This window comes from Clostridium felsineum DSM 794, from assembly GCF_002006355.2.
In the GTDB taxonomy this organism is placed as follows: Bacteria; Bacillota; Clostridia; order Clostridiales; family Clostridiaceae; genus Clostridium_S; species Clostridium_S felsineum.
In genome coordinates this window covers 774749-798831 of record NZ_CP096980.1, presented here as the reverse complement: position 1 = coordinate 798831, position 24083 = coordinate 774749, and the positions used below count along the sequence as shown (strand labels likewise).

At 30.9% G+C, this 24083-nt stretch carries 21 protein-coding genes and 1 other annotated feature; of the genes, 5 read left to right on the top strand and 16 right to left on the bottom strand.

Annotated features, from left to right (window positions below; translation table 11 throughout):
- Positions 1-6 precede the first annotated feature (6 nt).
- Positions 7-456 carry a MarR family winged helix-turn-helix transcriptional regulator gene (locus tag CLFE_RS03725; protein ID WP_077892345.1) on the bottom strand — a complete coding sequence of 150 codons (450 nt, stop codon included), beginning with the start codon at positions 454-456 and terminating at the stop codon, positions 7-9.
- Complete coding sequence (locus tag CLFE_RS03720) at positions 449-1270, bottom strand: SDR family NAD(P)-dependent oxidoreductase (protein WP_077892344.1); 822 nt, start codon at positions 1268-1270, stop codon at positions 449-451. Before CLFE_RS03720 ends, CLFE_RS03725 begins: the two co-directional genes overlap by 8 nt.
- 163 nt (positions 1271-1433) lie before the next feature.
- Between CLFE_RS03720 and CLFE_RS03715 the strand changes: the two genes are divergently transcribed.
- A complete protein-coding gene (locus CLFE_RS03715; protein ID WP_077892343.1) occupies positions 1434-1913 on the top strand; it encodes a DUF4829 domain-containing protein in 480 nt (159 codons plus the stop codon).
- 53 nt (positions 1914-1966) lie between these two features.
- Here the strand turns inward: CLFE_RS03715 and CLFE_RS03710 are convergent, their stop codons facing one another.
- Entirely contained in the window at positions 1967-2272 is a 306-nt protein-coding gene (locus tag CLFE_RS03710) for a hypothetical protein (RefSeq protein ID WP_077892342.1), read from the bottom strand.
- A 164-nt stretch (positions 2273-2436) separates the two neighbouring features.
- Between CLFE_RS03710 and CLFE_RS03705 the strand changes: the two genes are divergently transcribed.
- Positions 2437-4362 (top strand): hypothetical protein, encoded by a 1926-nt coding sequence (locus CLFE_RS03705; protein WP_077892341.1) that lies wholly within the window; start codon positions 2437-2439, stop codon positions 4360-4362.
- A gap of 61 nt (positions 4363-4423) precedes the next feature.
- Here CLFE_RS03705 and CLFE_RS03700 read toward each other — a convergent pair whose 3' ends face one another.
- The 13 genes from CLFE_RS03700 to CLFE_RS03640 form a co-directional block, all read right to left on the bottom strand.
- On the bottom strand, positions 4424-4855 hold the full coding sequence (locus CLFE_RS03700) for a DUF134 domain-containing protein (protein WP_077833970.1): 432 nt from the start codon (positions 4853-4855) through the stop codon (positions 4424-4426).
- A 186-nt stretch (positions 4856-5041) separates the two neighbouring features.
- Positions 5042-5401, bottom strand: coding sequence for a NifB/NifX family molybdenum-iron cluster-binding protein (locus CLFE_RS03695; protein WP_077892340.1), 360 nt, complete (start codon positions 5399-5401; stop codon positions 5042-5044).
- A gap of 103 nt (positions 5402-5504) precedes the next feature.
- On the bottom strand, positions 5505-6308 hold the full coding sequence (locus tag CLFE_RS03690) for an SDR family NAD(P)-dependent oxidoreductase (RefSeq protein ID WP_077892339.1): 804 nt from the start codon (positions 6306-6308) through the stop codon (positions 5505-5507).
- A 149-nt stretch (positions 6309-6457) separates the two neighbouring features.
- Positions 6458-7117 carry a hypothetical protein gene (locus tag CLFE_RS03685; protein WP_077833973.1) on the bottom strand — a complete coding sequence of 220 codons (660 nt, stop codon included), beginning with the start codon at positions 7115-7117 and terminating at the stop codon, positions 6458-6460.
- A gap of 187 nt (positions 7118-7304) precedes the next feature.
- The gene (ilvB, locus tag CLFE_RS03680; protein WP_349497243.1) at positions 7305-8975 is read right to left on the bottom strand and encodes a biosynthetic-type acetolactate synthase large subunit; all 1671 of its coding nucleotides are present in this window, start codon (positions 8973-8975) and stop codon (positions 7305-7307) included.
- Entirely contained in the window at positions 8975-10633 is a 1659-nt protein-coding gene (ilvD, locus tag CLFE_RS03675) for a dihydroxy-acid dehydratase (RefSeq protein ID WP_077833975.1), read from the bottom strand. Before ilvD ends, ilvB begins: the two co-directional genes overlap by 1 nt.
- A gap of 62 nt (positions 10634-10695) precedes the next feature.
- The gene (gene leuB, locus CLFE_RS03670; protein ID WP_077852032.1) at positions 10696-11769 is read right to left on the bottom strand and encodes a 3-isopropylmalate dehydrogenase; all 1074 of its coding nucleotides are present in this window, start codon (positions 11767-11769) and stop codon (positions 10696-10698) included.
- Between the two features lie 27 nt (positions 11770-11796).
- The gene (leuD, locus tag CLFE_RS03665) at positions 11797-12288 is read right to left on the bottom strand and encodes a 3-isopropylmalate dehydratase small subunit (RefSeq protein WP_077833977.1); all 492 of its coding nucleotides are present in this window, start codon (positions 12286-12288) and stop codon (positions 11797-11799) included.
- 1 nt (position 12289) lies between these two features.
- Positions 12290-13558 (bottom strand): 3-isopropylmalate dehydratase large subunit, encoded by a 1269-nt coding sequence (gene leuC, locus CLFE_RS03660; protein WP_077833978.1) that lies wholly within the window; start codon positions 13556-13558, stop codon positions 12290-12292.
- A 4-nt stretch (positions 13559-13562) separates the two neighbouring features.
- Positions 13563-15146 carry a citramalate synthase gene (gene cimA, locus CLFE_RS03655; RefSeq protein WP_077892337.1) on the bottom strand — a complete coding sequence of 528 codons (1584 nt, stop codon included), beginning with the start codon at positions 15144-15146 and terminating at the stop codon, positions 13563-13565.
- A gap of 570 nt (positions 15147-15716) precedes the next feature.
- Positions 15717-15929, top strand: a binding site (T-box leader).
- A 178-nt stretch (positions 15930-16107) separates the two neighbouring features.
- The gene (gene ilvN / locus CLFE_RS03650; RefSeq protein WP_077833981.1) at positions 16108-16605 is read right to left on the bottom strand and encodes an acetolactate synthase small subunit; all 498 of its coding nucleotides are present in this window, start codon (positions 16603-16605) and stop codon (positions 16108-16110) included.
- Positions 16606-16815: 210 nt separating this feature from the next.
- A complete protein-coding gene (gene cysS, locus CLFE_RS03645; protein ID WP_077892336.1) occupies positions 16816-18210 on the bottom strand; it encodes a cysteine--tRNA ligase in 1395 nt (464 codons plus the stop codon).
- Positions 18211-18246: 36 nt separating this feature from the next.
- Complete coding sequence (locus CLFE_RS03640; RefSeq protein WP_077892335.1) at positions 18247-19962, bottom strand: proline--tRNA ligase; 1716 nt, start codon at positions 19960-19962, stop codon at positions 18247-18249.
- A 454-nt stretch (positions 19963-20416) separates the two neighbouring features.
- Here CLFE_RS03640 and CLFE_RS03635 point away from each other — a divergent pair, with 454 nt between their 5' ends.
- The 3 genes from CLFE_RS03635 (at position 20417) to opp4C (ending at position 24081) form a co-directional block, all read left to right on the top strand.
- On the top strand, positions 20417-22132 hold the full coding sequence (locus tag CLFE_RS03635; protein ID WP_432706058.1) for an ABC transporter substrate-binding protein: 1716 nt from the start codon (positions 20417-20419) through the stop codon (positions 22130-22132).
- 67 nt (positions 22133-22199) lie between these two features.
- Positions 22200-23156 (top strand): ABC transporter permease, encoded by a 957-nt coding sequence (locus tag CLFE_RS03630; protein ID WP_077892333.1) that lies wholly within the window; start codon positions 22200-22202, stop codon positions 23154-23156.
- Between the two features lie 16 nt (positions 23157-23172).
- Positions 23173-24081, top strand: a complete 909-nt coding sequence (gene opp4C, locus CLFE_RS03625; RefSeq protein ID WP_077833986.1) for an oligopeptide ABC transporter permease — start codon at positions 23173-23175, stop codon at positions 24079-24081.
- The last annotated feature ends 2 nt before the right edge of the window (positions 24082-24083 follow it).

Here is a 24083-nt window from a genome sequence, read left to right as displayed (position 1 = left end):
TCAGCTTTAAACCTTGATATTTTTAATTATTTTTTTTGAGAGTCTTAAAAATTCATCAATATCCTCATCTTCTTTAAGTGAAGCTAAAACTTCTTTATATATTGTTCTTTCCATTTCCTCATGCTTTACCTGGGCAATTTTACCTTCCCTTGTAAGTTCAAGTGAAAAGGACCTTCTATCTTTTTCACTTATTACACGTTTTACAAAACCTCTTTTTTCAAGTCTATCAATTACTCCTGTAAGTGTGCTTCTAGAAATCTTAAGATACTCTCTAATTTCTCTCATTATACAATCAGGTTTATACGTAAGTATATGTAGCACTCCCATTTCAAGATCAGTGACATTCTCAAGCTTTTTAAATTTTTCATTATTTCTTATATTAAGCATTTTCGTATAAAATAAATGGTAAATTTCATCTATAATTTTTAGTTCTTCATTTTTAAAATTTTTACGCACGTGCTTTCTCCTTATTTTTGAAATTCTTTTTACAAAAATTAATCATAAATTTGTAGTAACTTTTTCTTGGAAGCAAATTTAAAACTCCTATTAAAAATTTAGTTTTTGCTCCAGGTATACATACAACCTTATCTTTTTTTAATGCTTCTAATGATGAGTTTACTATAAACTTAGGTGTATTCCATTTTATCATTCCTTTGTTAACCTGTCTTGACTTATCCATTCCCATTTTTTCATGAAAATCAGTTTTTGTAAGTCCTGGACACAATGCTTGAAGTTTTATATTTTTACCTTTACTTTTTATTTCAATATTAAGTGCTTCTGTAAAAGTTTTTAAAAATGCCTTCGTTGATGCATATACTGCATTTTTAGGTGCAAGCAAAAAAGCACCATCTGATGATACATTTATAATTGTACCATTATTTCTTTTTATCATATCTTTAAGTACTACATAAGTAATTTTCATAGGTACTTTAACATGTACCGTTTCCATATCTAAAAATTTATTAATATCTTCTTCTTCATAAAAAGCATTAAGTCCAAACCCAGCATTATTAAGAAGCATATCTATTTTTTTATTTTCTATTACTCTAATTAGTTTTTCAAGATCTTTTTCATCTGATAGTTCTGCAATTACAACTTCTACATTAACATTAAAGTTTTTTCTTATTTCTTCTGCAACAGAGTTTATCTTATTTTCTCTTCTACCTGTAATAATAAGATTATAGCCTAACTCTGCGAATCTTTTTGCGAATTCCTCTCCTATCCCACTTGTAGCACCTGTTATTAGAGCTGTCTTTTCACTAAGCTTCATTTTGCCACCTCGCTTTGTACTTTCAAAGTACATTCCTTTAAAAGTATGATACTCCTTTAGTATAACATTGTCAATGAACTCTTTATTTTATTTTTTACAAATGTTATAATATAACATAATATTTAATTTATACATTTCAGTTCACCAAATCATAGGAGAAAAAATGAAAAATAAACTTGCACTTACAATTCTTATTTTAATACTTTTATTTACAGGCTGCTCTGTAAATAAAGAAGTTAATATTTCTAATGCTGAAAAGCTAAAATTGAAGCCAAATGAAGTAATAAAAAATTACTTTAAATATTACAATGAAAAAAGTAGGACAGGTGTGTTATCAACTCTAACCGATTGGCAAAACAAACCTAATTTAGTTTTAGGATTCAATAAATTAAAATTTATTAAACTTAATACCATCGTTGAAGATACTGATCCAAAAGAAAAGGATGACTACATGAAATACGGACGTGGAAAGATTAATGGCGTAAAGGAGAATAATGTAAAAAACTATAAAGTTACTTTTACTATTGAATATAAAAATAATGAAGGCGGAGCTATAGCCAATGGAAAGCATACTGAATGGTTTACTGTTATAAGAAAAAATAAGAATTCAGCTTGGTTAATTGATGACCATGGAGAAGGATAAAGATTGGTATTTCATATTCTAAAAATACCAATCTTATTTTTAATAAAAATCCTTTAAATAAAAATTAGTGTAATAAATATTACCCAAAGTAGCATAATTACACTAATACCAGTACCAATACCAGCAAAAATTCTCTTTGATTCGCTTTGATTTAATCCAATTATTCCAAGTGCGAGGCTAATTACAGGAGAAGTTAGTACAAAAACTGTTATTAGACTCCATATCACTTCTACTTTAATATCCTTACTAACAAACATTCCCATTCTTGATCGTATAATAAGATATACTATCGGTACTAAAGAAATCACTAAAGATAAAAGCCCAATTTTACCATGTTTTATTTTTTTCTTATTTTCCATTTACTTTTTCCCCTCCTAAATGCATCCAATTATACCTCCTTTCAATAATTTATTCAAATATTTTTTAATATAATTTAAATTTTAATTTAATTTTTGTATTTTCTCTTTACTTTGCTATTTTATAAATTTATAATTAAACGTAACTGTTTTATAGGAGTGATTTTATGTTTTTTTTAGTTTTGGTGATATTTATAATATTTGCCACAATATTTATAATAGTTGTAAATATATACGGCCCTTCTTTTAAAAATTCACCAATTAGAAATAAACCTCATAATCCAGCTGAAAGATATGAATTTATGTCAAATAATTTCAATGAATATGTTTTTAATATAGATCCTTATTATATTAATACTGAACTCCCTACTAATAAATCTATAAAGGTACATGATGGGAAATATTTTTTAGTGCTGGATGAAGAAAATTTCTATGGAAATAGAAGCTTAAAATTTATCTTTAGGAAAATAAATGACGAATGCATTAGTATTTTATATAAAACTATACCCTACTTAATTGATTTTTCACCTAATATTAGGGATATAAAAAAATTACAATCTAACGAATATAGAGATAAAAATCTTGTTATAAAAAAAAGTTCCTCTGGTGATTTGGAACTTACCTTTAAATATTCTAATTCATTATATTTTGTAGAACATCCAAAAGCCGAAATACAAAGAAATGAAGATGATTATAGTAAAGAATACATTAACTTCAGAAAAATGCATGATTTTATGAATGAAAATTTTTATAATAATCTTTTAAAGAAGGATTTATACTTATCAGAAGACAAATTATTATATGGTGTACATCTTGACAATGTATATGATGGACGATATTTTATTATATTTTGTCAGCATGATGATTATAATACCATTATTTTAAGATTTGTTTTTAGAGAACTAATTCCTGAAAGTATTGATATTCTAAAAAGCACTTTACCTTACTTTATTGGAAATCTTTCAACCGATATAAATTTAGATAACTTGCTACTTGAGACTTATATAGACACAAATCTTGTAATTAAATCTAGTTATGATGGTAATTTAGTTGTTAATTTTGAAGGTTCAAATCGTGATTATTTTTTAAAACACCCATATGCAAATATGCAAAAGGAAACTATAAAAATAAACGATTCACTTGCTCACTATACAATGAACTGTAGTTTTCTAAAAAATAATTTTTCTTCTCATTACTTTGACAGCAAATTATATTTTGATGATATACGCATTCAATGGTGTAACCCTGATTGTAATGAATATTTAGCTTGTTATGATAATGATGATTTATTGGTTCTATACAATAATAGTAAACCAGATATTGAAAAAGCCTTAACTTTTATCTTTAGAAATGTAAACAGTTCTTCCATTAATTTAGCAAGGCAAATTACTCAATACTTACTTAATGTCTGTATAGACAATTACTCCATTGAAAATCTCTATTTAGATGATTATAGTAATAAAATCTTTGAAGTGAACTACGAATATGATCTTGATTATGATATAAAATCCCCTAACGAAGAATTACCTGGAAAAGTGAGTTTTAATTTTACTTATTCAATTAATGAATACTTAAAAAATCATCCCGTAGCTATTTCAAGACGAGAAGAAGAAAATCAAGAAATAGGACTTAAAAAATATATTGATCGCTATTCCTTTTTTTCTGAAAACTTTAAGCTTCATTTTTTCTTTATTGATTCTTACTATTCTCTACATGATAAAGATAGTTTTCCCTATATTGAAACTTTAGGTAACGTATATGACGGAAAATATTTTATTATCTTTCATGGATATTATAAAGCTTCAACAGTATTAAGATTTATTTTTAGGGAATTAAATGAGGAATGTTTGGAACTCATATATGATTCTATTAAACATTTAACCAACAAAACTGTTAATTATGAAACTATAAAAAATCTTTACTTAATTGAGAATGAAGACAAAAATTTTATTATTATCGATGATTTAGAAAAACCTTTAGATGTTAAATTTGAAGGTTCAAACACAGAATATTTTAGTAAATATCCCTATGCATTATTTCAACGAAAAGAAGAGGATGCAAAAAATTATTCTATCTACGATACTCTTAGTTAAAGTATAAGTGAGGATACCTGTATCATGGTCTCTCACTTATACTTTAATTTTATACAAATACTTATTTACACCATTTACGACAACAGCCCGACCTTTTACTACATACAATGTTATTCGAACCACAAGATGGACATATACGTTTGTCCTGTTCATAATTCACTTCATATGTATTGCCACAATTCAAGCATTTAAACTTGCAAAATTTAACTGTATAGTTTCCGCCTTCTATAACTATAGCGTTTCCTTCCGTTAAAGCAACAGCTACTTTTTTTCTCGCGGCATCAATAATGTTTTGAAAAGTCTGCCTTGAAACTTCCATTTTAGCTGCACACTCTTCTTGATTTAATCCTTCAATATCTTTTAATCTCATAGCTTCAAGTTCTTCTACCTTTAAAGCTATTTCTTTAATTTCACATTTTGGCTTCCCTAGTGGAATAAAATACGTACTTTGTGGAAAAAATTCTACTTTTCTGTACTTTGTTGGTCTTGGCATCTTTATTTCCTCCCTATATTCTACAGCACTCCAATATATTAATTATACTATTTCAATTAAGTTATTTTCTATCCTGAATTTTATAGAATTGATAGCCAAAATTTTTAAGTTGTCAAATGCCATTAATCAAGGCTGTAACAAAAAACTCCAAAGGTTAAATCTACATAAGCCTTCGGAGTTTTTTAATTAATGAGTATGATTATGTTCACCATGATGATTACATATTACATTCTTATCTTGCAAATCACCACTAATATATTTTTCAATAACTTTCGTATATTCTCCTGATGCTCCTCTTATAACCTTAAGTCCATTTTGACTTAAACCTGTAAGTGCACCAGCTCCTATACCTCCTACTATAACTAAGTCTACTTCATTTTTAAGAAGCAACTCTGCTAAACCTTGATGCTGATGTGCAAGTTCTACAGTAGACACTTCTTCAGTATTTACTATTTTATTATCCTCTACTGTTGCTATAATAAAGCTTTTACTTTTACCAAAATGTTGATTGACCATATTTTGATCATTAGGTACTGCTATCTTCATGCTGTTCATCCTCCATATATTCAGTAATATTTCAATTAAATTTAATTATTGGCATATGCTATTTATATTATACATCAATATTTATTTAATTTAAAGAGTAAAGTTATTTAACCTTCAAACTTTTTCTGCAAAAATTCACCATTAACTTTTCATAGTTTTTCTTTGGAAGCAAACTTAACAATCTTATTAAAATTCTATTTTCTATTCCCGGTACACATATTACTTTATCTTTTTTCAACATCTTCAAAGAATAATCCACAATGTATTTTGGAGTTCTCCATTTTATTATTCCCCTATCCACCTGACTTGATTTTTCTATACCCATCTTTTCATGAAAATCAGTTTTTGTAAATCCAGGACATAAGGCTTGAAACTTTATATTTTTTCCTCTTGCCTTAACCTCAAGATTGAGTCCTTCCGTAAAAATCTTCAAAAATGCTTTTGTTGATGCATATACGGTATTTTGGGGCATAGGTAAAAATGCACTTTCCGATGATACATTTATTACTACTCCATCATTTCTTTCTATCATCCCTTTAAGTACAGTATAAGTAATTCTCATAGGAACTTTAACATGTACTATTTCCATATTAATAAAATTTTCAATATGCTCTTTATCATAAAAATTACTGACTCCAAATCCTGCATTGTTAACTAAAATATCAATTCTTTTATTTTCTATTACTTTGATTAAATTTTCAAGTTCTTTCTCATCTGATAACTCTACAATTATAATATCCACTTTCACATTAGATTCTTTTTTTATTTCGTCAGCTACTATTTTCATTTTATTTTCTCTTCTACCTGTAATAATAAGATCATAACCTAATTTTCCAAATCTTCTTGCAAATTCTTCTCCTATTCCACTAGTAGCCCCTGTTATAAGTGCTGTTTTTTTATTATCCATTCCATATTCTCCTCTTATTTACTTACAAAGTTAAAATACCACCGAACCTCATTAGATAAATAGCCCACCTATACTAATATTATACATTAGTTTTTAATAAAAAATAAAGATGCCAATTAAATAGCATCTTATTTGCCCTTGTCCATTTTTTAATTTGTTAAATAATTTATATCTTTATCGTACTCAGTATACCCATGTTTATTGACTGTAACAGAGGTATGAAATCTTGTTTTCAAAACAAAAATTAAATCTCTTACTTCTTTACTTTTATTATTATCATTAACAGAAACTGATTGCCATAAATCTAGATCATTTCCATTTGCAATCAAATCAACCTTTAATATTGGTCCACTACCTTTTTCAGCATTTACATTTATAGCTATATTAGATACATCATCGTAATCAAGTTTAATCATAGAACCTAATGTGGTAGGAGAACTAAAGTATATTTTGTCCTTCGTAATAACCCAAAAATTGCTATATATTACTGCTCCACTGACTCCCATTACAATAAGCATTTTTATTAAGGATGAATAAAAATTTGGGCCATGTGTTTTTGATAATAAATTTACAAGCAAAAGTACTAAACTCACTGCAAAAATAGCTGAAAAAATCATAGACAAAAGAGAATAATATCCTGAATACATTAATGCATTTTCTATATGAGATGTCTTAAAATGTATTTTAGTAATAATCTCGGCTGGTATAACTAATATATTCATAAATGTAGTTCTAAATTTTATAAAACCTATTACTCCGGCAATAAACATGATAATAAGTGTGACAAATGCTGATAATTTTTTATTCATATTGCTAGCACCTCATTAGTTAATTTTACATGATAATATTAATTATAAATTAATTTACTTTTTTATTCAATTTTATATTTAATATAATTTAATTTTTAACTCAATGTTATTTTAATCTAGTACAAAAAATTAAAAAGTGCTATACATATTAGTTTTGTATAGTCACTTTTTAATAAAAAAATATATTCTAATCAAGCACAACCATATTTTCAATATTCGCTCCTGGTGGAACTATAGGAGTTGCCATTTCATCCTCTTTTACAGTAAAATCAATTACTACTGGTCCATCATATTCTATCGCCTTTTTAAGTGCTGCCTCTACTCCCTCATTTGTAGAAACTCTTAATCCAAGTGCACCATAACCTTCTGCTATTTTCACAAAATCAGTATCTCTTTCTAAAGTAGTGCTCGAATATCTCTTCTTATAAAATAGATTTTGCCATTGTCTAACCATGCCAAGAACATTGTTATTTAATACAATTATTTTTACAGGCAATTTATATCTAACTGCTGTAGCAAGTTCATTTATATTCATTCTAAAGCTTCCATCACCAGCAATATCAAAGGTCATCTTTTCTTTTCCAACACTAGCCCCTATAGCTGCCCCAAATCCATATCCCATTGTACCAAGTCCACCTGAGGTTATAAAAGTTCTAGGTTTAGTATATATATATCCTTGAGTTGCCCATATTTGATTTTGTCCAACCTCTGTTGTTATGATAGCATCACCATCTGTAAGCTCATATAATTTTCTTATTACATACACTGGATTTACAGTTTCATCTTTATTTACTCTTACTATCTTAGAATTATCCTTTTTCTTAAGTGACAATGAATACTCTGTCCACTCATTATTCTCTCTTTTTTTAAGCTTCTCGTTTACCTTTTTAAGAACTTCTTTAACATCACCAATTATAAATCCATCTGCCTTAATATTTTTAGAAACCTCTGCTTCATCGATATCTATATGAAGTATTTTTGCATTTTTTGCAAAGGTATCTGCATTACTTGTTACTCTATCACTAAATCTACATCCAATAGCTATAACAAGATCACTTTCACATATAGATCTATTTGAAGCTGGTGTTCCATGCATTCCAACCATACCAGTAAACATATCGTCTTTTCCACTAAAAGCTCCAAGCCCCATCATTGTTGCACAAACTGGGCATTTAAGTTTTTCTTGAAAGTTTTTAAGTTCCTTTTGTGCTTCAGATATATTGCAGCCACCACCCACGATTATAACTGGCTTTTTACTTTCTAAAATAAGCTCTACAGCTTCATCTACTTTTTTATCACTTACCTCAAACTTTTTAATTTCTTCTGGTGCTTTAGGTTCATACTCACATTCATCTGCAGTTACATCCTTAGGAACATCAATTAAAACAGGACCAGGTCTTCCACTTTTAGCTATATAAAACGCCTCTCTTATAGTTTTAGCTAAATCTTCAACATTTTTAACCATAAAATTATGTTTTGTTATTGGCATTGTTATGTCTGTTATATCCACTTCTTGGAATGAGTCCTTACCTATTAACGTTGTGCCTACTTGACCTGTTATGGCAACCATAGGTACTGAATCCATGTATGCTGTTGCAATTCCTGTTACAAGGTTTGTAGCTCCAGGCCCAGAGGTTGCAAGGCATACACCAACTTTTCCTGTAGCCCTTGCATATCCATCTGCTGCATGTGATGCCCCTTGCTCATGAGATGTTAGTACACATTTTATCTCTGAAAATGAATATAAAGCATCAAAAATATTTAAAACTGCTCCTCCCGGATATCCAAAAATAGTATCTACACCTTGTTCTTTCAAACACTCAAGTATAATTCTGGAACCGTTATATTTCACCTTCATCACTCCTTTGTACTATGAAAAACCGCTCCTGTACAGGCAGATGATACTCCTTGCCTATAGGTATTTAAATATCCCTTTACTGGTTTTTCTACTTTTTCAGGTTTTCTGTTCTTTAGTTCTTCCTCTGGAACAAGTAGATTTATAATTTTCTTTTCTATATCTATTTCAATCATATCCCCTTCATGAACTAACCCTATTGGACCACCTTCAGCTGCCTCTGGTGATACATGTCCGATGGATGCTCCTCTTGTTGCCCCTGAAAATCTTCCATCAGTTATAAGTGCTACACTCTTATCAAGTCCCATACCTGCAAGAGATGCTGTTGGAGAAAGCATTTCCTTCATTCCAGGTCCACCCTTAGGTCCCTCATATCTAATTACCACAACATCACCTTTATTTATTTTTCCACCAAGTATTGCTGCGGATACCTCTTCTTCACTATTAAATACCCTAGCTGGTCCTTTATGCTGCATCATTTCAGGAGCCACTGCTGCCTTTTTAACTATAGCACCGTCAGGAGCCAAGTTACCTCGTAAAACTGAAAGTCCTCCAGTTTCGCTATAAGGATTATCAACTCTTATAACATCAATATTTTTAATTTTAGCATCCTTAACATTTTCATATAGAGTTTTACCTGTAACTGTAAGACAATCCTTATTTAAAAGTCCCTTTTTCATAATTCCATTAACAACAGCTGGTATTCCTCCTGCCATATGTAAATCTTCTATATGATGATAGCCTGCTGGACTTAATTTACAAACATGAGGAACTTTTTCGCTTATTTCATTTATTTTATCAAAATTAATTTCAACATCACACTCATAAGCTATTGCAGGAAGATGTAGAAGTGAATTAGTAGATCCACCCAATGCCATATCCATTGCAACTGCATTCATAAATGCATCCTCTGTTAAAATATCACTTGGTTTTATATCTTTCTTAACTAGTTCAACTATTTTCATACCTGCTTTTTTAGCAAGCCTCAATCTTTCTGAAAATACAGCTGGTATAGTTCCATTGTAAGGAAGCGCCAAGCCTAAAACTTCAGAAAGACAATTCATGGAATTTGCTGTAAACATTCCAGAACAAGAACCGCAAGTTGGACATGCAGTATTTTCTAACTCTGCTAATTCTTCTAAAGACATTTTTCCTGCTGAAACAGCTCCAACCCCTTCAAATACAGAATTTAAATCTGTTGTTCTTCCATTTGTTCTACCTGCAAGCATTGGTCCGCCACTTATTACTATTGAAGGTATATTAACTCTTCCTGCTGCCATAAGCATTCCTGGAACTACTTTATCGCAATTTGGTACAAGCACAAGTCCGTCTAGTGCATGAGCCTTAGCAACAATTTCAACACTATCAGCTATAATCTGTCTTGAAGGAAGTGAATAGCTCATTCCCTTATGATTCATAGAAATACCATCACAAACTCCAATGGTTCCGAACTCAACAGGAACACCTCCTGCCATTCTTATTCCGTCCTTTACTGCTTTAACTATTTTATCAAGATTCATATGACCTGGTATAAGTTCGCTGTAAGAATTAGCTATTCCTATAAGAGGTCTATCCATTTCCTCATCTATAAAACCTAGAGCCTTAAAAAGAGATCTATGTGGAGCCCTTTCTACTCCTTTCATTGCCTTATCAGAATTCATATAAATCACTCCTTTGATTTTTAGGTTTGACTGATTAATGATAATCAGTCAAACCATATCTATTAAAGTTCAGCTAAAACAAGCTTAGCCATTTCTTTCGTTCCAACTTTTTTGCTTCCCTCTGTGTAAATATCTCCTGTCCTATAGCCACTATTCAAGACTTTTTCTACTGCATTTTCTATATCTTTTGCAGCTTCAGTCATATTAAAAGAATATTCAAGCATCATTGCAACTGACAATATTTGTGCTAGCGGATTAGCCAAATCTTTTCCTGCAATATCTGGTGCAGAACCATGTATTGGCTCGTACATTCCAAAGCTGTCATTTCTAAGACTTGCTGATGGAAGCATTCCTATTGAACCTGTTACCATTGATGCCTCATCTGTAAGGATATCACCGAATATGTTGCTTGTTACTATTACATCAAATTGAGATGGGTCACGTACTAGCTGCATTGCTGCATTATCAACATAAAGGTAGTTTAATTCAACATCTTTATATTCCTTTGCAACTTCTGTTACAGTTTCTCTCCAAAGCCTTGAAGACTCTAATATATTTGCCTTATCTACAGAAGTAACTTTCTTGTTTCTCTTAAGAGCTGCCTTAAATGCAACATGTGCAATCCTTTTTATTTCTTCAACATTATATCTTTCAGTATCATAAGCTGAATTTATTCCATTTTGAACATCTCTTCCTCTTTCTCCAAAGTAAATTCCTCCTGTAAGTTCTCTTACAACTAGTAAATCTACTCCTTTGTTTATGATTTCTTCTTTTAAAGGAGATGCTGATTTCAATACATCATAAACCTTTGCTGGTCTTAGGTTTGCATAAAGTCCAAGGCCTCCTCTTAATCCCATAAGCGCTTTTTCAGGTCTTTTTTCTCCTGGAAGTGTATCCCACTTAGGTCCTCCTACTGCTCCTAAAAGTACTGCATCTGAATTTTTACAAACTTCTAAAGTTGCATCTGGAAGTGGTACTGAAAATTCATCTATAGCACATCCTCCTGCTTTCACCTCTGTAAGATTAAATTTAGTATCATACTTTGCTCCTACCTTTTCAAGAACCTTAAGAGCTTCCCCTACTATTTCAACACCGATTCCATCACCAGGAATAACGGCAACCTTATATTCTTTCATTAATAACCCTCCAATAATATTATTTAATTAAAATAATCCATCTTTAACACAGTTAGTCAATCCTTCGTTTTTCATTATTTTAAGCATGAATTCTGGGAATGGCTGCGCTTTGTATTCTTTATTTAAAGTTAAGTTCACAATTTTTCCTTCTATGAAATCCACCTCTAATTTATCTCCTGTTTTAGCATCATTAACAGCTTCTTCACATTCAAGTATTGGAAAACCTATGTTTATTGAATTTCTGTAAAATATTCTAGCAAAACTTTTGGCAATAACACAGGAAACCCCTGCTGCCTTAATGCATATTGGAGCATGTTCCCTTGAAGATCCACAACCAAAGTTTTTTCCTCCAACTAAAATGTCACCTTTTTTCAATTTTTTTAGAAAATCTACATCTAAATCTTCCATACAGTGTTTCGCAAGTTCTTCTGGTACTGAAGTATTTAAATATCTTGCTGGGATTATAACATCCGTGTCAATATTATCTCCATATTTTAAAACATCGCCATTAACTTTCATATTATAAAACCTCCTCTGGTGATACTATTTTTCCTGCTATTGCTGAAGCTGCCGCTACTGCTGGGCTAGCTAGATAAACTTCACTCTTAGGATGACCCATTCTACCTACAAAATTTCTATTTGTTGTAGATATAGCTCTTTCTCCTTCTGCAAGTATTCCCATATGTCCTCCAAGGCAAGGTCCACAGGTTGGTGTACTTACAATTCCTCCAGCTTCTATAAACGTTCTAACAAGACCTTCTTCCATAGCTTCAAGATATATATTTTGAGTTCCTGGGAATACAATAAGTCTTATTCCCTTCTTAACTTTTTTACCTTTTAAAATTGAAGCAGCTATTCTTAAGTCTTCCATTCTTCCATTAGTACATGAACCAATTACTACTTGATCAACCGTAACCTCCCCAACTTCATCAATAGTTTTAGTGTTTTCAGGTAAATGTGGAAATGCTACTGTAGGCTTTAGTGTACTTAAATCTATTTCTATAACCTTACTGTAAACTGCATCCTCATCTGCATGGAATTTCTTTAATTCTCTATCACTTCTACCCTTCATGTACTCAACGGTCTTATCATCTACAGGGAAAATTCCATTCTTAGCCCCTGCTTCTATTGCCATATTGGCAATGGTAAATCTATCATCCATAGAAAGATATTCCAATCCCTCTCCTGTGTACTCCATGGATTTATATAAAGCTCCATCAACACCAATCATTCCGATTATGTGAAGTATTATATCTTTACCAGATACCCATTTTGCTGGTTTTCCTTTTAACACAAATTTTATAGCCTCTGGCACCTTAAACCATGCTTTGCCTGTAGCCATACCAACTGCCATATCAGTACTTCCAACACCCGTTGAAAAAACTCCAAGTGCTCCATAAGTACAAGTATGAGAATCAGCACCTATGATTACATCTCCAGGAACAGCAAGTCCTTTTTCTGGAATAAGAGCATGCTCGATTCCCATTTCACCTATTTCAAAATAATTTTCTATTTCCTTACTTCTAGCAAATTGTCTTATCATTTTGCAGTGTTCTGCTGACTTTATATCTTTATTAGGTGTAAAATGATCTGGCACTATAGCTACCTTTTTCTTATTAAATACTTTGTCTACCCCCATATTTTTAAATGCTTTGATTGCTACTGGGGTAGTTACATCATTTCCTAAAACAAGGTCAAGCTTAGCTGTTATAAGCTGTCCTGCCTCTACATAATCAAGTCCTGCATGATTTGCAAGTATTTTTTGTGTCATGGTCATCGGTTTTTTCATTGTTTTATTCCTCCTTGTTACTTTGTATTAATTTATATTCTACTGAATCTACAAGTGCTAGCCAGCTGGCTTCTATTATGTCATAAGAAACACCAACAGTTGTCCATGTGGAAATACCATCTGTAGACTCAATTAACACCCTGATTTTGGCACTAGTTGCCTTAGTTCCACTAATTACTCTTACCTTATAATCTGTAAGGTACACATCAGCTAATTCCTTGTAAAATACACCAAGCGCTTTTCTTAAAGCTTTATCAAGTGCATTTACAGGACCCTTACCATCTGCTGCTGTTATTTCAAGTTTTCCATTAACCATTATTTTAACTATTGCTGTAGCACTTAAATCACTTATATATGGCCTTTCAGCAATAACTTTATACTCTATAAGCTTAAAGGAAGGCTTAAATACATTAAGTTCTTTTCTCATAAGAAGCTCAAAACTGCCTTCTGCTCCTTCAAATTGATATCCTATATACTCTAAATCTTTTACTCTTTTAACCACTGCTTTTGTCTCTGGAGAATCCTTATCTATTTTAGGATTTATCTTTCTTAATGCCGGAAGTATTGTGCTTCTTCCAGAAACCTCTGATACAAGTATCCTTCTTGAGTTTCCAACGGCTGCCGGATTTATATGTTCAAAAGATTTTGGATTTTTTCTAACAGCATCTATATGCATTCCACCTTTGTGAGAAAAAGCACAATTACCAACATAGGGAGTTCTCTCATTTGGTGTCATATTACAAGCTTCAGATATGTATCTAAAAGCTACAGTCAAATATTCAAGCATATCTTTTTTTATAGTAGTGTAATCCATTTTCAAACTTAGATTTGCTATTATACTCGACAAATTTGCATTACCACACCTTTCTCCTACTCCTGTAAAAGTACCTTGAACATGTCTTACACCATAGTGTACTGCCATAATTGAATTTGCTACTGCCATACCTGCATCATCATGAAAGTGAACACCAATATTATCAAACTTCAAATCTTTAACCAAGTATTGAATTATATCAATTACTTCATTTGGCATAGTACCTCCATTAGTATCACAAAGTACAATCCACTTTGCTCCTGCCCTTTTGGCAACATTTAAAACCTCTATAGAATACTCTTTATTATTTTTAAATCCATCAAAGAAGTGTTCTGCATCAAACACCACCTCTTTATTTAGTGAAACTAAATATTCTATACTGTCACCAATCATATTTAGATTTTCAGAAAGAGAAGTTTTTATTATATCAGTGACTTGAAAATCCCATGCTTTGCCAAATATTGCAAGTACATCTGCACCACTGTTTATGAGCTTTTCTAGTCCCTCATCTTCTTCGGCTTTTATTCCTGATCTTCTAGTACTGCCAAAAGCACATAATTTTGAATTCAAAAATTTCAAACTTTTTATTTCTTCAAAAAATTCTCTATCTTTAGGGTTTGAGCTAGGATTTCCAGCTTCTATATAATCAATTCCCATTTCATCTAATTTTTTTACTATTTTAATCTTATCAGTTACACTAAATGAAACTCCTTGTGCTTGAGAACCGTCTCTTAGAATGCTATCAAACATATATACTTTCTCTTCCTTGCCCATATCTAACCTCCCACTTTAATTAATTTAAAATTATGATTATTATAATTATTTCAATTTTTTCGACTATTCTTTAAGTTTTGATATGTTCTTGTAATTTTTGGTATAAAAAAACGACCCATATTCTCTCCTTGGGGCGAGAACTATGGCCGCGCGGTACCACCCAAACTTTTAACTTAAAGTAATAATAAATCACTAAATATAATATTTAATATAAACCTATCCCTAAATATCAATAGTGAATAAAACTTTTATAACATTATGTAAAACTCAATAAAAAATCAACTCATCATCAACTGGACTATGAAATGATAATAATACCTAATTCAAAAAATGTCAACACCCTTTTCGTTTTATTATTATTATTTTTTATATACCTCATAATATTTAATAACTTTTAAGTATTTAGCTTTATATTTTAACAAATCACTATTCAATTCTTTCTCTGTATTAAATTTATTAATAATATAATATTTATTTAAATAAGTTTAATATTGGAAACAACTACAATTTATAAAAATTCAAAAAGTGTTATTGACACATATTTTTTTTTATAGTATATTAGTCATAAGCTTAAAAACGATGACGGAGAAAAGTAAACAAAAATATGCTTTCAGAGAGTGGGAGTTGGTGCGAACCCATAAGCTACAGTTGTTGAAAATCACTCCAGAGTTGCAAACTGAAATTTATATTTTTTAATATAAAAAGTAGGTGATGCCGGTAGACGCCGTTATATATATAAGAGTAATAATTTGGGTGGTACAGCGACAGATTTTCGCCCCATGGCGGTCTGTGGTTGTTTTTTTGTGCTCTATTTTACTTTTATCATTATAAAAAAACTCAATCATACATCAATCAATAGACTATTAAACTTTGCAATTGCAAAAATTTTATAAAAATTAAGGAAATCCTATTTAGATTCCCTTGTACTTAAAATATGTATTCTCTAACTAGTTTTAAAACTCTAACTAGTTATGGAATTTTGTCCTCTTTGAATAGCAATACTTCCACTGCTTACAACCTCTATAATACCATAGGGTTCAAGCATTTTTTGAAATGCCTCTATTTTGCTCTTATTTCCAGTTATTTCTATAGTAAAGGTTTTTGTCGTAACATCTACAACTGATGCTCTAAAAATAGTTACCGTATTTAATATTTCCTGCCTTTGTACTCCTTCAGCATTTACTTTTATAAGCATTATTTCCCTACACACAGATTCATCTTTATTTAAAAGAACTACTTTGTGAACAACTTCAATCTTTTTTATTTGCTTTACAATTTGTTCAATTTCACTTTCATTATTTACGCTTGCAATTAATGTTAACCTAGATATCTTTTCATTTTCCGTAACCCCTGCTGTTACGCTTTCAAGATTATATCCTCTTCTATTAAAAAGCCCACAAACTCTATTAAGTACTCCGGGAATATTGTCTACTAACACAGCTAAAACATATAAACGCACAATTAAACATCTCCCTTAATCTTTGAATTATAATTTTTCCTTAAAATTTACCACTTTACAAACAAAAAGTCAACGAACAAGTACTAATTTTCACAATATTCTATTTATTTTAGCATTTAAATTGATAATTAAAAAAACCTTGGTGTATAAAAATTAAATTTAATAAAAGTAGCAGACTACGTTTTTTAGTTTTGTAATCTGCTACCTTTATTATTTATCAATGAACTTCCATCTAATTCCCTCAGAAGTATCCTCTAAAACTATTCCTCTAGCTTTAAGTTCGTCTCTTATTTTATCTGCAAGTGCCCAATCTTTATTTTTTCTTGCATTTTGTCTTTGCTCTATTAGTCCTTGTATTTCATCCTCTAAGCTATGTTTTTGAACCTTTTGAAGTATACCAAGAGGTTTCCCAAGCTCTCTCATAAGTGCTATAGCATTTTCCACAACAACTTTACTTGACTTTCCACTCACATTTATATTTATATCTTTAACTAAATCAAATATTACAGAGATACCATCTGCAGTATTAAAATCATCATCCATTTTTTCTATAAACTTTTCTCTGTAACTATTTAATTTATCTAAATATTCATCATCTTCATTTTCCTGAAGCTCCCCATTTAAAAGACTTTCTAAATTATTTACTGTATTATAAAGTCTTTCAAGAGATGTTTTAGCCGCTTCTATTGACTCTTCAGTAAAATTAAGTGGAGTTCTATAATGTGCTGATAATAAAAATAGTCTTATAACCTCTGCATCATATTTTTTAAGCATATCTCTTGCTGTTAAAAAATTATTTAATGACTTAGACATCTTTTCATTATTTATATTTAAATATGCTGCATGCATCCAATACTTTGAAAATGTTTTTCCCGTTTTAGCTTCACTTTGAGCTATTTCATTTTCATGATGTGGAAAAATTAAATCTATAGCTCCCGCATGTATATCAATTGTATCACCTAATAAATCGTGAGCCATGCATGAACATTCTATATGCCAACCAGGCCTTCCTTTACCCCATGGACTTTCCCATGATGGTTCTCCTGGTTTTTCACTTTTCCACAAAGCAAAATCCATTGGATTCTTTTTTCTATCATCTACTGCTATAGTTGCTCCTGCCATTCTATCCTCTAAATTTTGTCCTGAAAGCTTTCCATATTCCTCAAATGCAGTTATGTTAAAGTACACATCTCCATCAAGTTCATATGCATATCCTTCATCTTGAAGTCCTTTTATAAAATCTATTATTTTTCCAACATATTCTGTTGCCCTTGGATTACAAGTTGCTCTTTCTATATTTAATTCGTCTGCATCCTCGTAATATTCTTTTATATATTGGTCTCCAAGTTCTTTTACAGTAACCCCTTCTTTATTAGCTTTGCCTATCATTTTATCATCTATATCAGTAAAATTTTGAATAAAATCTACCTTATAGCCTCTATACTCAAAATATTTTCTTACAGTATCAAATACAATAAAAGTTCTAGCATTTCCTATATGAAAGAAGTTGTAAACTGTGGGCCCACATACATACATTTTCACCTCACCGGGCTTAACCGGAACGAATTCTTCTTTTTTTCGTGTCATTGTATTGAATATCTTCATTCTATTCCTCCTTATCTATTAGTATCTTTAATTATCTTATTTCAACTCTAAGCTATTTTTTTTAAACTCATCTTTGACCCTTGATATAACTTTATCTAAATCTAAAACTTCAACTTCTTCACTGTTTCTACATTTGAATTCAACTTTTCCTTCAGATATTTTCTTTCCAACTGTTATTCTCATTGGAATACCTATTAAATCCGCATCCTTAAATTTAACTCCGGCTCTTTCATTTCTATTATCTAAAAGAGCATCTACTCCTATTTTCTTAAGCTCATTATATATTTTTTCAGCTTCCGCCATCTGCTCTTCACTTTTAAATACTGCTGGAACAACAATAACTTCATATGGTGCAACAGATAAAGGCCATATTATTCCATTATCATCATGATGCTGTTCAACTACAGCAGACATAGTTCTATTAACTCCTATACCGTAACATCCCATAATAAGTGGTTTGCTTTCTCCATCTTCATCTACAAAATAAGCCTTCATGGCTTCTGAATATTTTGTTCCAAGTTTAAATATATGACCAACCTCTATTCCCCTTGCTATTGTGAGAGTTTTTCCACACTTAGGGCATTTTTCTCCTTCAACAGCATTTCTAAAATCACCAGTTGTACCTTTGAAATCTCTATCATAATTTACATTTGTATAATGATATCCTGTTTCGTTAGATCCAACAATAAAATTGTACATATATTTTACTTCATCATCAACAAACAAATAATCTACTTTTAATCCTATAGGTCCTGCGAAACCAACTTCAGCTCCTGTTGCATTTTTAACTATTTTTTCAGATGCAAGATCAAACTCCACTGGTGCTCCTACTGCATTTTTAACTTTAGTTTCATTTACTTCTCTGTCACCTCTTACCATTACAGCTACTACTTTATCGTCTGCCTTGTATATTATAGTTTTTACAAATTTCTTAGAATCTACTTTAAAAAATTTAACTAAATCATCTATTGTTTTAGCATGAGGTGTTTCGATTTTTTGAAGTTCCTTTAATTCCTCTTTATCAGCTTTTTCAGGTGAAGCTGGTGCCTTTTCTACATTTGCTGCGTAGTCACATTCTGTACAAAATGCTATTTCATCTTCTCCTATTTCTGATTTAACCATAAATTCTGCCGAACCCGAACCACCCATAGCTCCTGAGTCTGCTGCTACTGCACTGCAACTTACATTACATCTTTTAAATATTTTTGTATAAGCTTCATACATTTTATTATAAGATACATCTAATCCTTCGTTGTTTCTATCAAAGCTATAAGCATCCTTCATAACAAATTCTCTTGAACGTATCATACCAAATCTTGGTCTTCTCTCATCTCTATACTTTGTTTGAATTTGATATAAATTAACAGGAAGCTGTTTATAAGATTTTATTTCACTTCTTGCAAAATCTGTAAACACCTCTTCATGTGTAGGTCCTAGACAAAATTCTCTTTCATTTCTATCCTTAAGTTTAAACATTTCTGGTCCAAATACTTCCCATCTTCCTGATTCCTTCCAAAGCTCTGATGGTAAAAGAGCTGATGCTAAAAATTCTTGTGCTCCAGCATTATTCATTTCTTCTCTTATTATATTCTCAACTTTTTTTAATGCTTTTAATCCTAATGGCATATAATTATATACTCCGGATGCCATTTTTCTTATCATTCCGGATCTAAGCATAAGTTTATGGCTTTCTATTTCTGCCTCTGCTGGACTTTCTCTTAACGTTAGCATTAACATGTTTGACATTTTCATAATAAAAACCTCCTAAATTCCATCTACAAAAAAATAAAAACCCACCCCACATTAGGGCGAGTTTGATCGCGGTACCACCTAAATTTGTACTCATTAATTAAAACTCAAAAGCAGGTTCAAAGCTAAGTTGAAAATCTTTCAGCCCTGGATTTTCTCTCTGTATTTGTGCAGCTTCTACTATTCTTTATCACCGTTTTACTATTAGTTTTCTTAATTTACTATTATACGATTCAAACCATTATGTGTCAATAGTTTTATGATTTGAAACTTATATATTACTATTAAATACATTATTGACTGAAATGTAATTTTGTAATATAATTGATTAAACATATATGTTTAGTATGAATTATGAAAATTAATATTTTATCTGTTTACCAGACAAACTGGAGGCAGAGTATTTTTTATAAACTAAAAAATACTCTGTCTTTTTATTTTATAAATTATACAAGGAGTGTTAATATTGAGAAAAAAATTTATTACTGTACTTATTCCATCTTTAATTATTGCTTCAATTTTATCTTCATGCTCAAGCAAATCTAATATAAACAATGCTGCTAAAGCTACAAAAGTATCTAGTGTTAAAGATCAATATATTACAGCCAAATCACCTAATAAAAACCCTAAAAAAGCAGTTGAACACAAAGACACCTTTATTTCTGCAATAAGTGAGCCTGGCGGAGTTTTCTTACCATATTTTTATGATAACGGCTGGGATGGTAATGCTACAGAGCCTATTTTCCCTTCATTAGTGGGTACAGATGAAAAAGGAAATCCTATTGCCGACTTAGCTAAAACGTGGGATATATCCTCGGATAATTTAACCTATACTTATCATTTAAGAAAAGATTTAAAATTTAGCGATGGCTCACCACTAACTGCCGATGATGTTGCATTTACTTTAACACTTTTAGATGACCCTTCTTATAATGGTAGTTTCGACATATCAACTTGCTATATAAAAGGAAGTGATGATTATAAAAAAGGCAGTTCAACTTCTATTTCAGGAATACAAGTTGTAGATCCGCTTACAATAAAAATCACAACTGAAAAAGTAAATCCTCTAAACTTAACAAAATTAGGTGGTCAAGTGCTATCAAAGGCTTACTATGGAAAAGACTATCAAAAAGGAAAGCTGGATTATTTAAAAGCATTATACTCTAAACCACTAGGTGCTGGACCATATAAATTAGATAAATATATTCCTGGTCAAGAGATACGCTACAAAGCAAATGAAACCTACTATAATGGTAAACCTAAAATAGAAAATTTAATCTTTAAGGTTACTAGCAAAGACACAAATCTTCAACTTTTTGAAACTGGAGATGTAGATTACGATTCCTTTTCTACAGATAAAGATACAGTAGACCAAATTGAAAATTTAGGCTTTGCCAATATAAGAATCAGCACTGTTAGCGACTATGGTTATGTTTATATGAATAATAAAAAATCATATCTAAAAGACAAAAATGTTAGGCAAGCTCTTATTTATGGTCTTGATCGTCAAAAAATTGTTGATGTAGCCTATAAAGGTTATGGTGAAGTTGCCACAGTACCTACTTCCCCACTTGTGTGGTCTTATAATACTGATGGTGTCAATAAGTATAAATTCGATCCAGAAAAAGCAAAAAAATTATTAGATGCTGATGGTTGGAAGCTCAATTCCAATGGTATACGTGAAAAAAATGGTCAAAAGCTGAAACTTTCTTATTTAACTTCAAAAAATACAGATCAAACAATTCCCGTAGCCAAAGAAAACTATAAAGCTTTAGGTATTGATTTTGAACCTGAAATTATGGATTTCAACACATTAGTTGAAAAATTAAACAAGGGCGACTATGATTTAGCAGCAGTTCGTACAAGTGGCCTTGTAGACCCAAATGACTCTGTTGAAGAATTTTCATCTAAAAAAGCGTCTGAAAATGTTACTGGATACTATAATTCAAAAGTTGACGACCTTATTTCAGAAGGCGTAAGTACTTTAAACGTGAAAAAGCGTAAGGTGATTTATCAAAAGCTTTATAAAGAGCTATCAAATGATCCTCCTGTTATATTAATTGATTATAGAAAAAGCTTAAGAGCTTGGAATAGTAGAATTAAAGGATTAGACACTAATAATTTTGCTGGAGTTTCTTCTACTAATTTATCAAAATTAAAAATAGAAAATTAATTATATCTAGCTGCTCTTATTTAAATACTCTTGACTTAGGGGCAGTTTTTTTTATAGGAGGCTGTTTATGAAAAAATATATATTACGTAGATTTCTTCAAATGATTCCCACTCTTATAGGCGTTTCCATTATAATTTTCTATTTATTTGCTTTAATGCCTGGAGATTATATAGATTCAAACAGAAATCTTACACCACAAAGAGCTCATGAGCTTAGGGTACTTAACGGTTTTGATAAACCCATTATTATTAGATACCTTATATGGTTAAAAAATCTTATCCATGGTAATTTCGGATTTTCATTAAAATATTTAGAACCTGTTACAACTTTAATAAATCAATACGTTTGGAATTCATTTATAATTGCTATTGTAACACTCATCCTTACATGGTCAATAGCCTTAGTTGTTGGGATATTTTCAGCCACAAAAAAGTACTCATTTTTTGATAGAATAGTAACTTTATTAGTATTTGCATCATTATCATTCCCATCATTCTTTATAGGTCTTTTAATGATAAAAGTTTTTGGTGTAGATTTAAAAATTTTACCTGTAGGTGGCATGATAGATACTGGAAGCACAACTAATGGTATTTCTTATATTTTTGAAGTAATTCGTCATATGATTCTTCCAGTTGGAATTCTTACCTTCCTAAGCATCGGATCTCTTACTAGATATTTTAGGAGTGGTATGCTAGATGTACTTAGACAAGATTTTATAAGAACTGCTCGTGCAAATGGTCTTAAAGAGAGAACTATAATTTTTAAGCACGCTCTTAAAAACGCAATTTTACCTGCAATCACTCTCTTATCCTTCGAGCTTCCTAGCCTTTTTTCTGGTGCTATTATAACTGAACAAATTTTCAACTGGCCCGGCATAGGGAGAATACAACTGGAAGCTCTTAGTTTTAGAGATTACCCTGTACTTATGACCTTTACAATGCTACTTTCGCTTTTAACTGTACTTGGAAACTTTTGCTCTGACATCTTATATGCAGTAGCAGATCCACGAATTAGATTTAAATAGAAAGGGTGAGTATAAAATGTCTTTCAATAAGAAAAAGTTTATAAAAACTTCTAATAATTCCTTATCCCATCAAGCTTTTAGAAAACTTTCAAAAAATAAATTAGCCGTAATAAGTATTGCTTTTCTTTTATTTATATTCTTATTTAATTTTATAGGTCCTATTTTCTCACCTTACTCTTATAACGATATTGATGTCACCTTAATTAAACAACCTCCAAGTTTTAATCACTTATTAGGAACTGACGATTATGGAAGAGACGTTCTCACAAGATTAATGTACGCAGGTAGAATCTCTCTCACTGTAGGTCTAGCTTCAATGCTACTTTCCCTTATTTTAGGAAGCATACTTGGATGCATATCCGGTTACTATGGAGGTATTGTAGACAATATACTTATGAGAGTAGCAGACATTCTAATGTCTATTCCTGGATTACCTCTTTTAATTATAATTGCTGCTCTTCTATCCGAATTAAAAGTGCCTTCTGACTATAGGCTTTATATTGTTATGCTTATGTTGAGCTTTGTAGGTTGGCCATCTTTAGCTAGACTTATTCGAGGTCAGGTACTATCTTTACGGGAACAAAATTTTATGAAAGCAGCTGACATATTAGGTCTAAGCGACAGACGAAAAATTTTTCATCATCTTTTGCCTAATACCTTTCCTTTGTTAATAGTTGTAGCAACTTTAAGCACTGCTGATGGTATATTAAGCGAATCTTCCTTAAGCTTTCTTGGACTTGGTGTTATTCCGCCCACACCATCTTGGGGTAATATGATAAATGCTGCTAATAATTTAATTGACTTTCAAAATCGATCTTGGCTTTGGATACCACCAGGGCTGGCAATCTTCCTTACCATAATATCAATAAACTTACTTGGTGATGCGTTAAGAGATGCACTAGATCCTAAAATGAAAGGTAGATAATA

Coding starts and splice junctions, on each gene's coding strand:
- CLFE_RS03705 (WP_077892341.1), top strand. CDS start 2,437: ATGTTTTTTTTAGTTTTGGTGATATTTATAATATTTGCCACAATATTT.
- CLFE_RS03690 (WP_077892339.1), bottom strand. CDS start 6,308: ATGGATAATAAAAAAACAGCACTTATAACAGGGGCTACTAGTGGAATA.
- CLFE_RS03695 (WP_077892340.1), bottom strand. CDS start 5,401: ATGAAGATAGCAGTACCTAATGATCAAAATATGGTCAATCAACATTTT.
- leuC (WP_077833978.1), bottom strand. CDS start 13,558: ATGAAAAAACCGATGACCATGACACAAAAAATACTTGCAAATCATGCA.
- CLFE_RS03700 (WP_077833970.1), bottom strand. CDS start 4,855: ATGCCAAGACCAACAAAGTACAGAAAAGTAGAATTTTTTCCACAAAGT.
- cysS (WP_077892336.1), bottom strand. CDS start 18,210: ATGAAGATATTCAATACAATGACACGAAAAAAAGAAGAATTCGTTCCG.
- CLFE_RS03685 (WP_077833973.1), bottom strand. CDS start 7,117: ATGAATAAAAAATTATCAGCATTTGTCACACTTATTATCATGTTTATT.
- cimA (WP_077892337.1), bottom strand. CDS start 15,146: ATGGGCAAGGAAGAGAAAGTATATATGTTTGATAGCATTCTAAGAGAC.
- leuB (WP_077852032.1), bottom strand. CDS start 11,769: ATGAAAGAATATAAGGTTGCCGTTATTCCTGGTGATGGAATCGGTGTT.
- ilvD (WP_077833975.1), bottom strand. CDS start 10,633: ATGAATTCTGATAAGGCAATGAAAGGAGTAGAAAGGGCTCCACATAGA.
- opp4C (WP_077833986.1), top strand. CDS start 23,173: ATGTCTTTCAATAAGAAAAAGTTTATAAAAACTTCTAATAATTCCTTA.
- CLFE_RS03720 (WP_077892344.1), bottom strand. CDS start 1,270: ATGAAGCTTAGTGAAAAGACAGCTCTAATAACAGGTGCTACAAGTGGG.
- CLFE_RS03710 (WP_077892342.1), bottom strand. CDS start 2,272: ATGGAAAATAAGAAAAAAATAAAACATGGTAAAATTGGGCTTTTATCT.
- CLFE_RS03640 (WP_077892335.1), bottom strand. CDS start 19,962: ATGAAAATGTCAAACATGTTAATGCTAACGTTAAGAGAAAGTCCAGCA.
- leuD (WP_077833977.1), bottom strand. CDS start 12,288: ATGAAAGTTAATGGCGATGTTTTAAAATATGGAGATAATATTGACACG.
- CLFE_RS03630 (WP_077892333.1), top strand. CDS start 22,200: ATGAAAAAATATATATTACGTAGATTTCTTCAAATGATTCCCACTCTT.
- ilvB (WP_349497243.1), bottom strand. CDS start 8,975: ATGAAGGTGAAATATAACGGTTCCAGAATTATACTTGAGTGTTTGAAA.
- CLFE_RS03715 (WP_077892343.1), top strand. CDS start 1,434: ATGAAAAATAAACTTGCACTTACAATTCTTATTTTAATACTTTTATTT.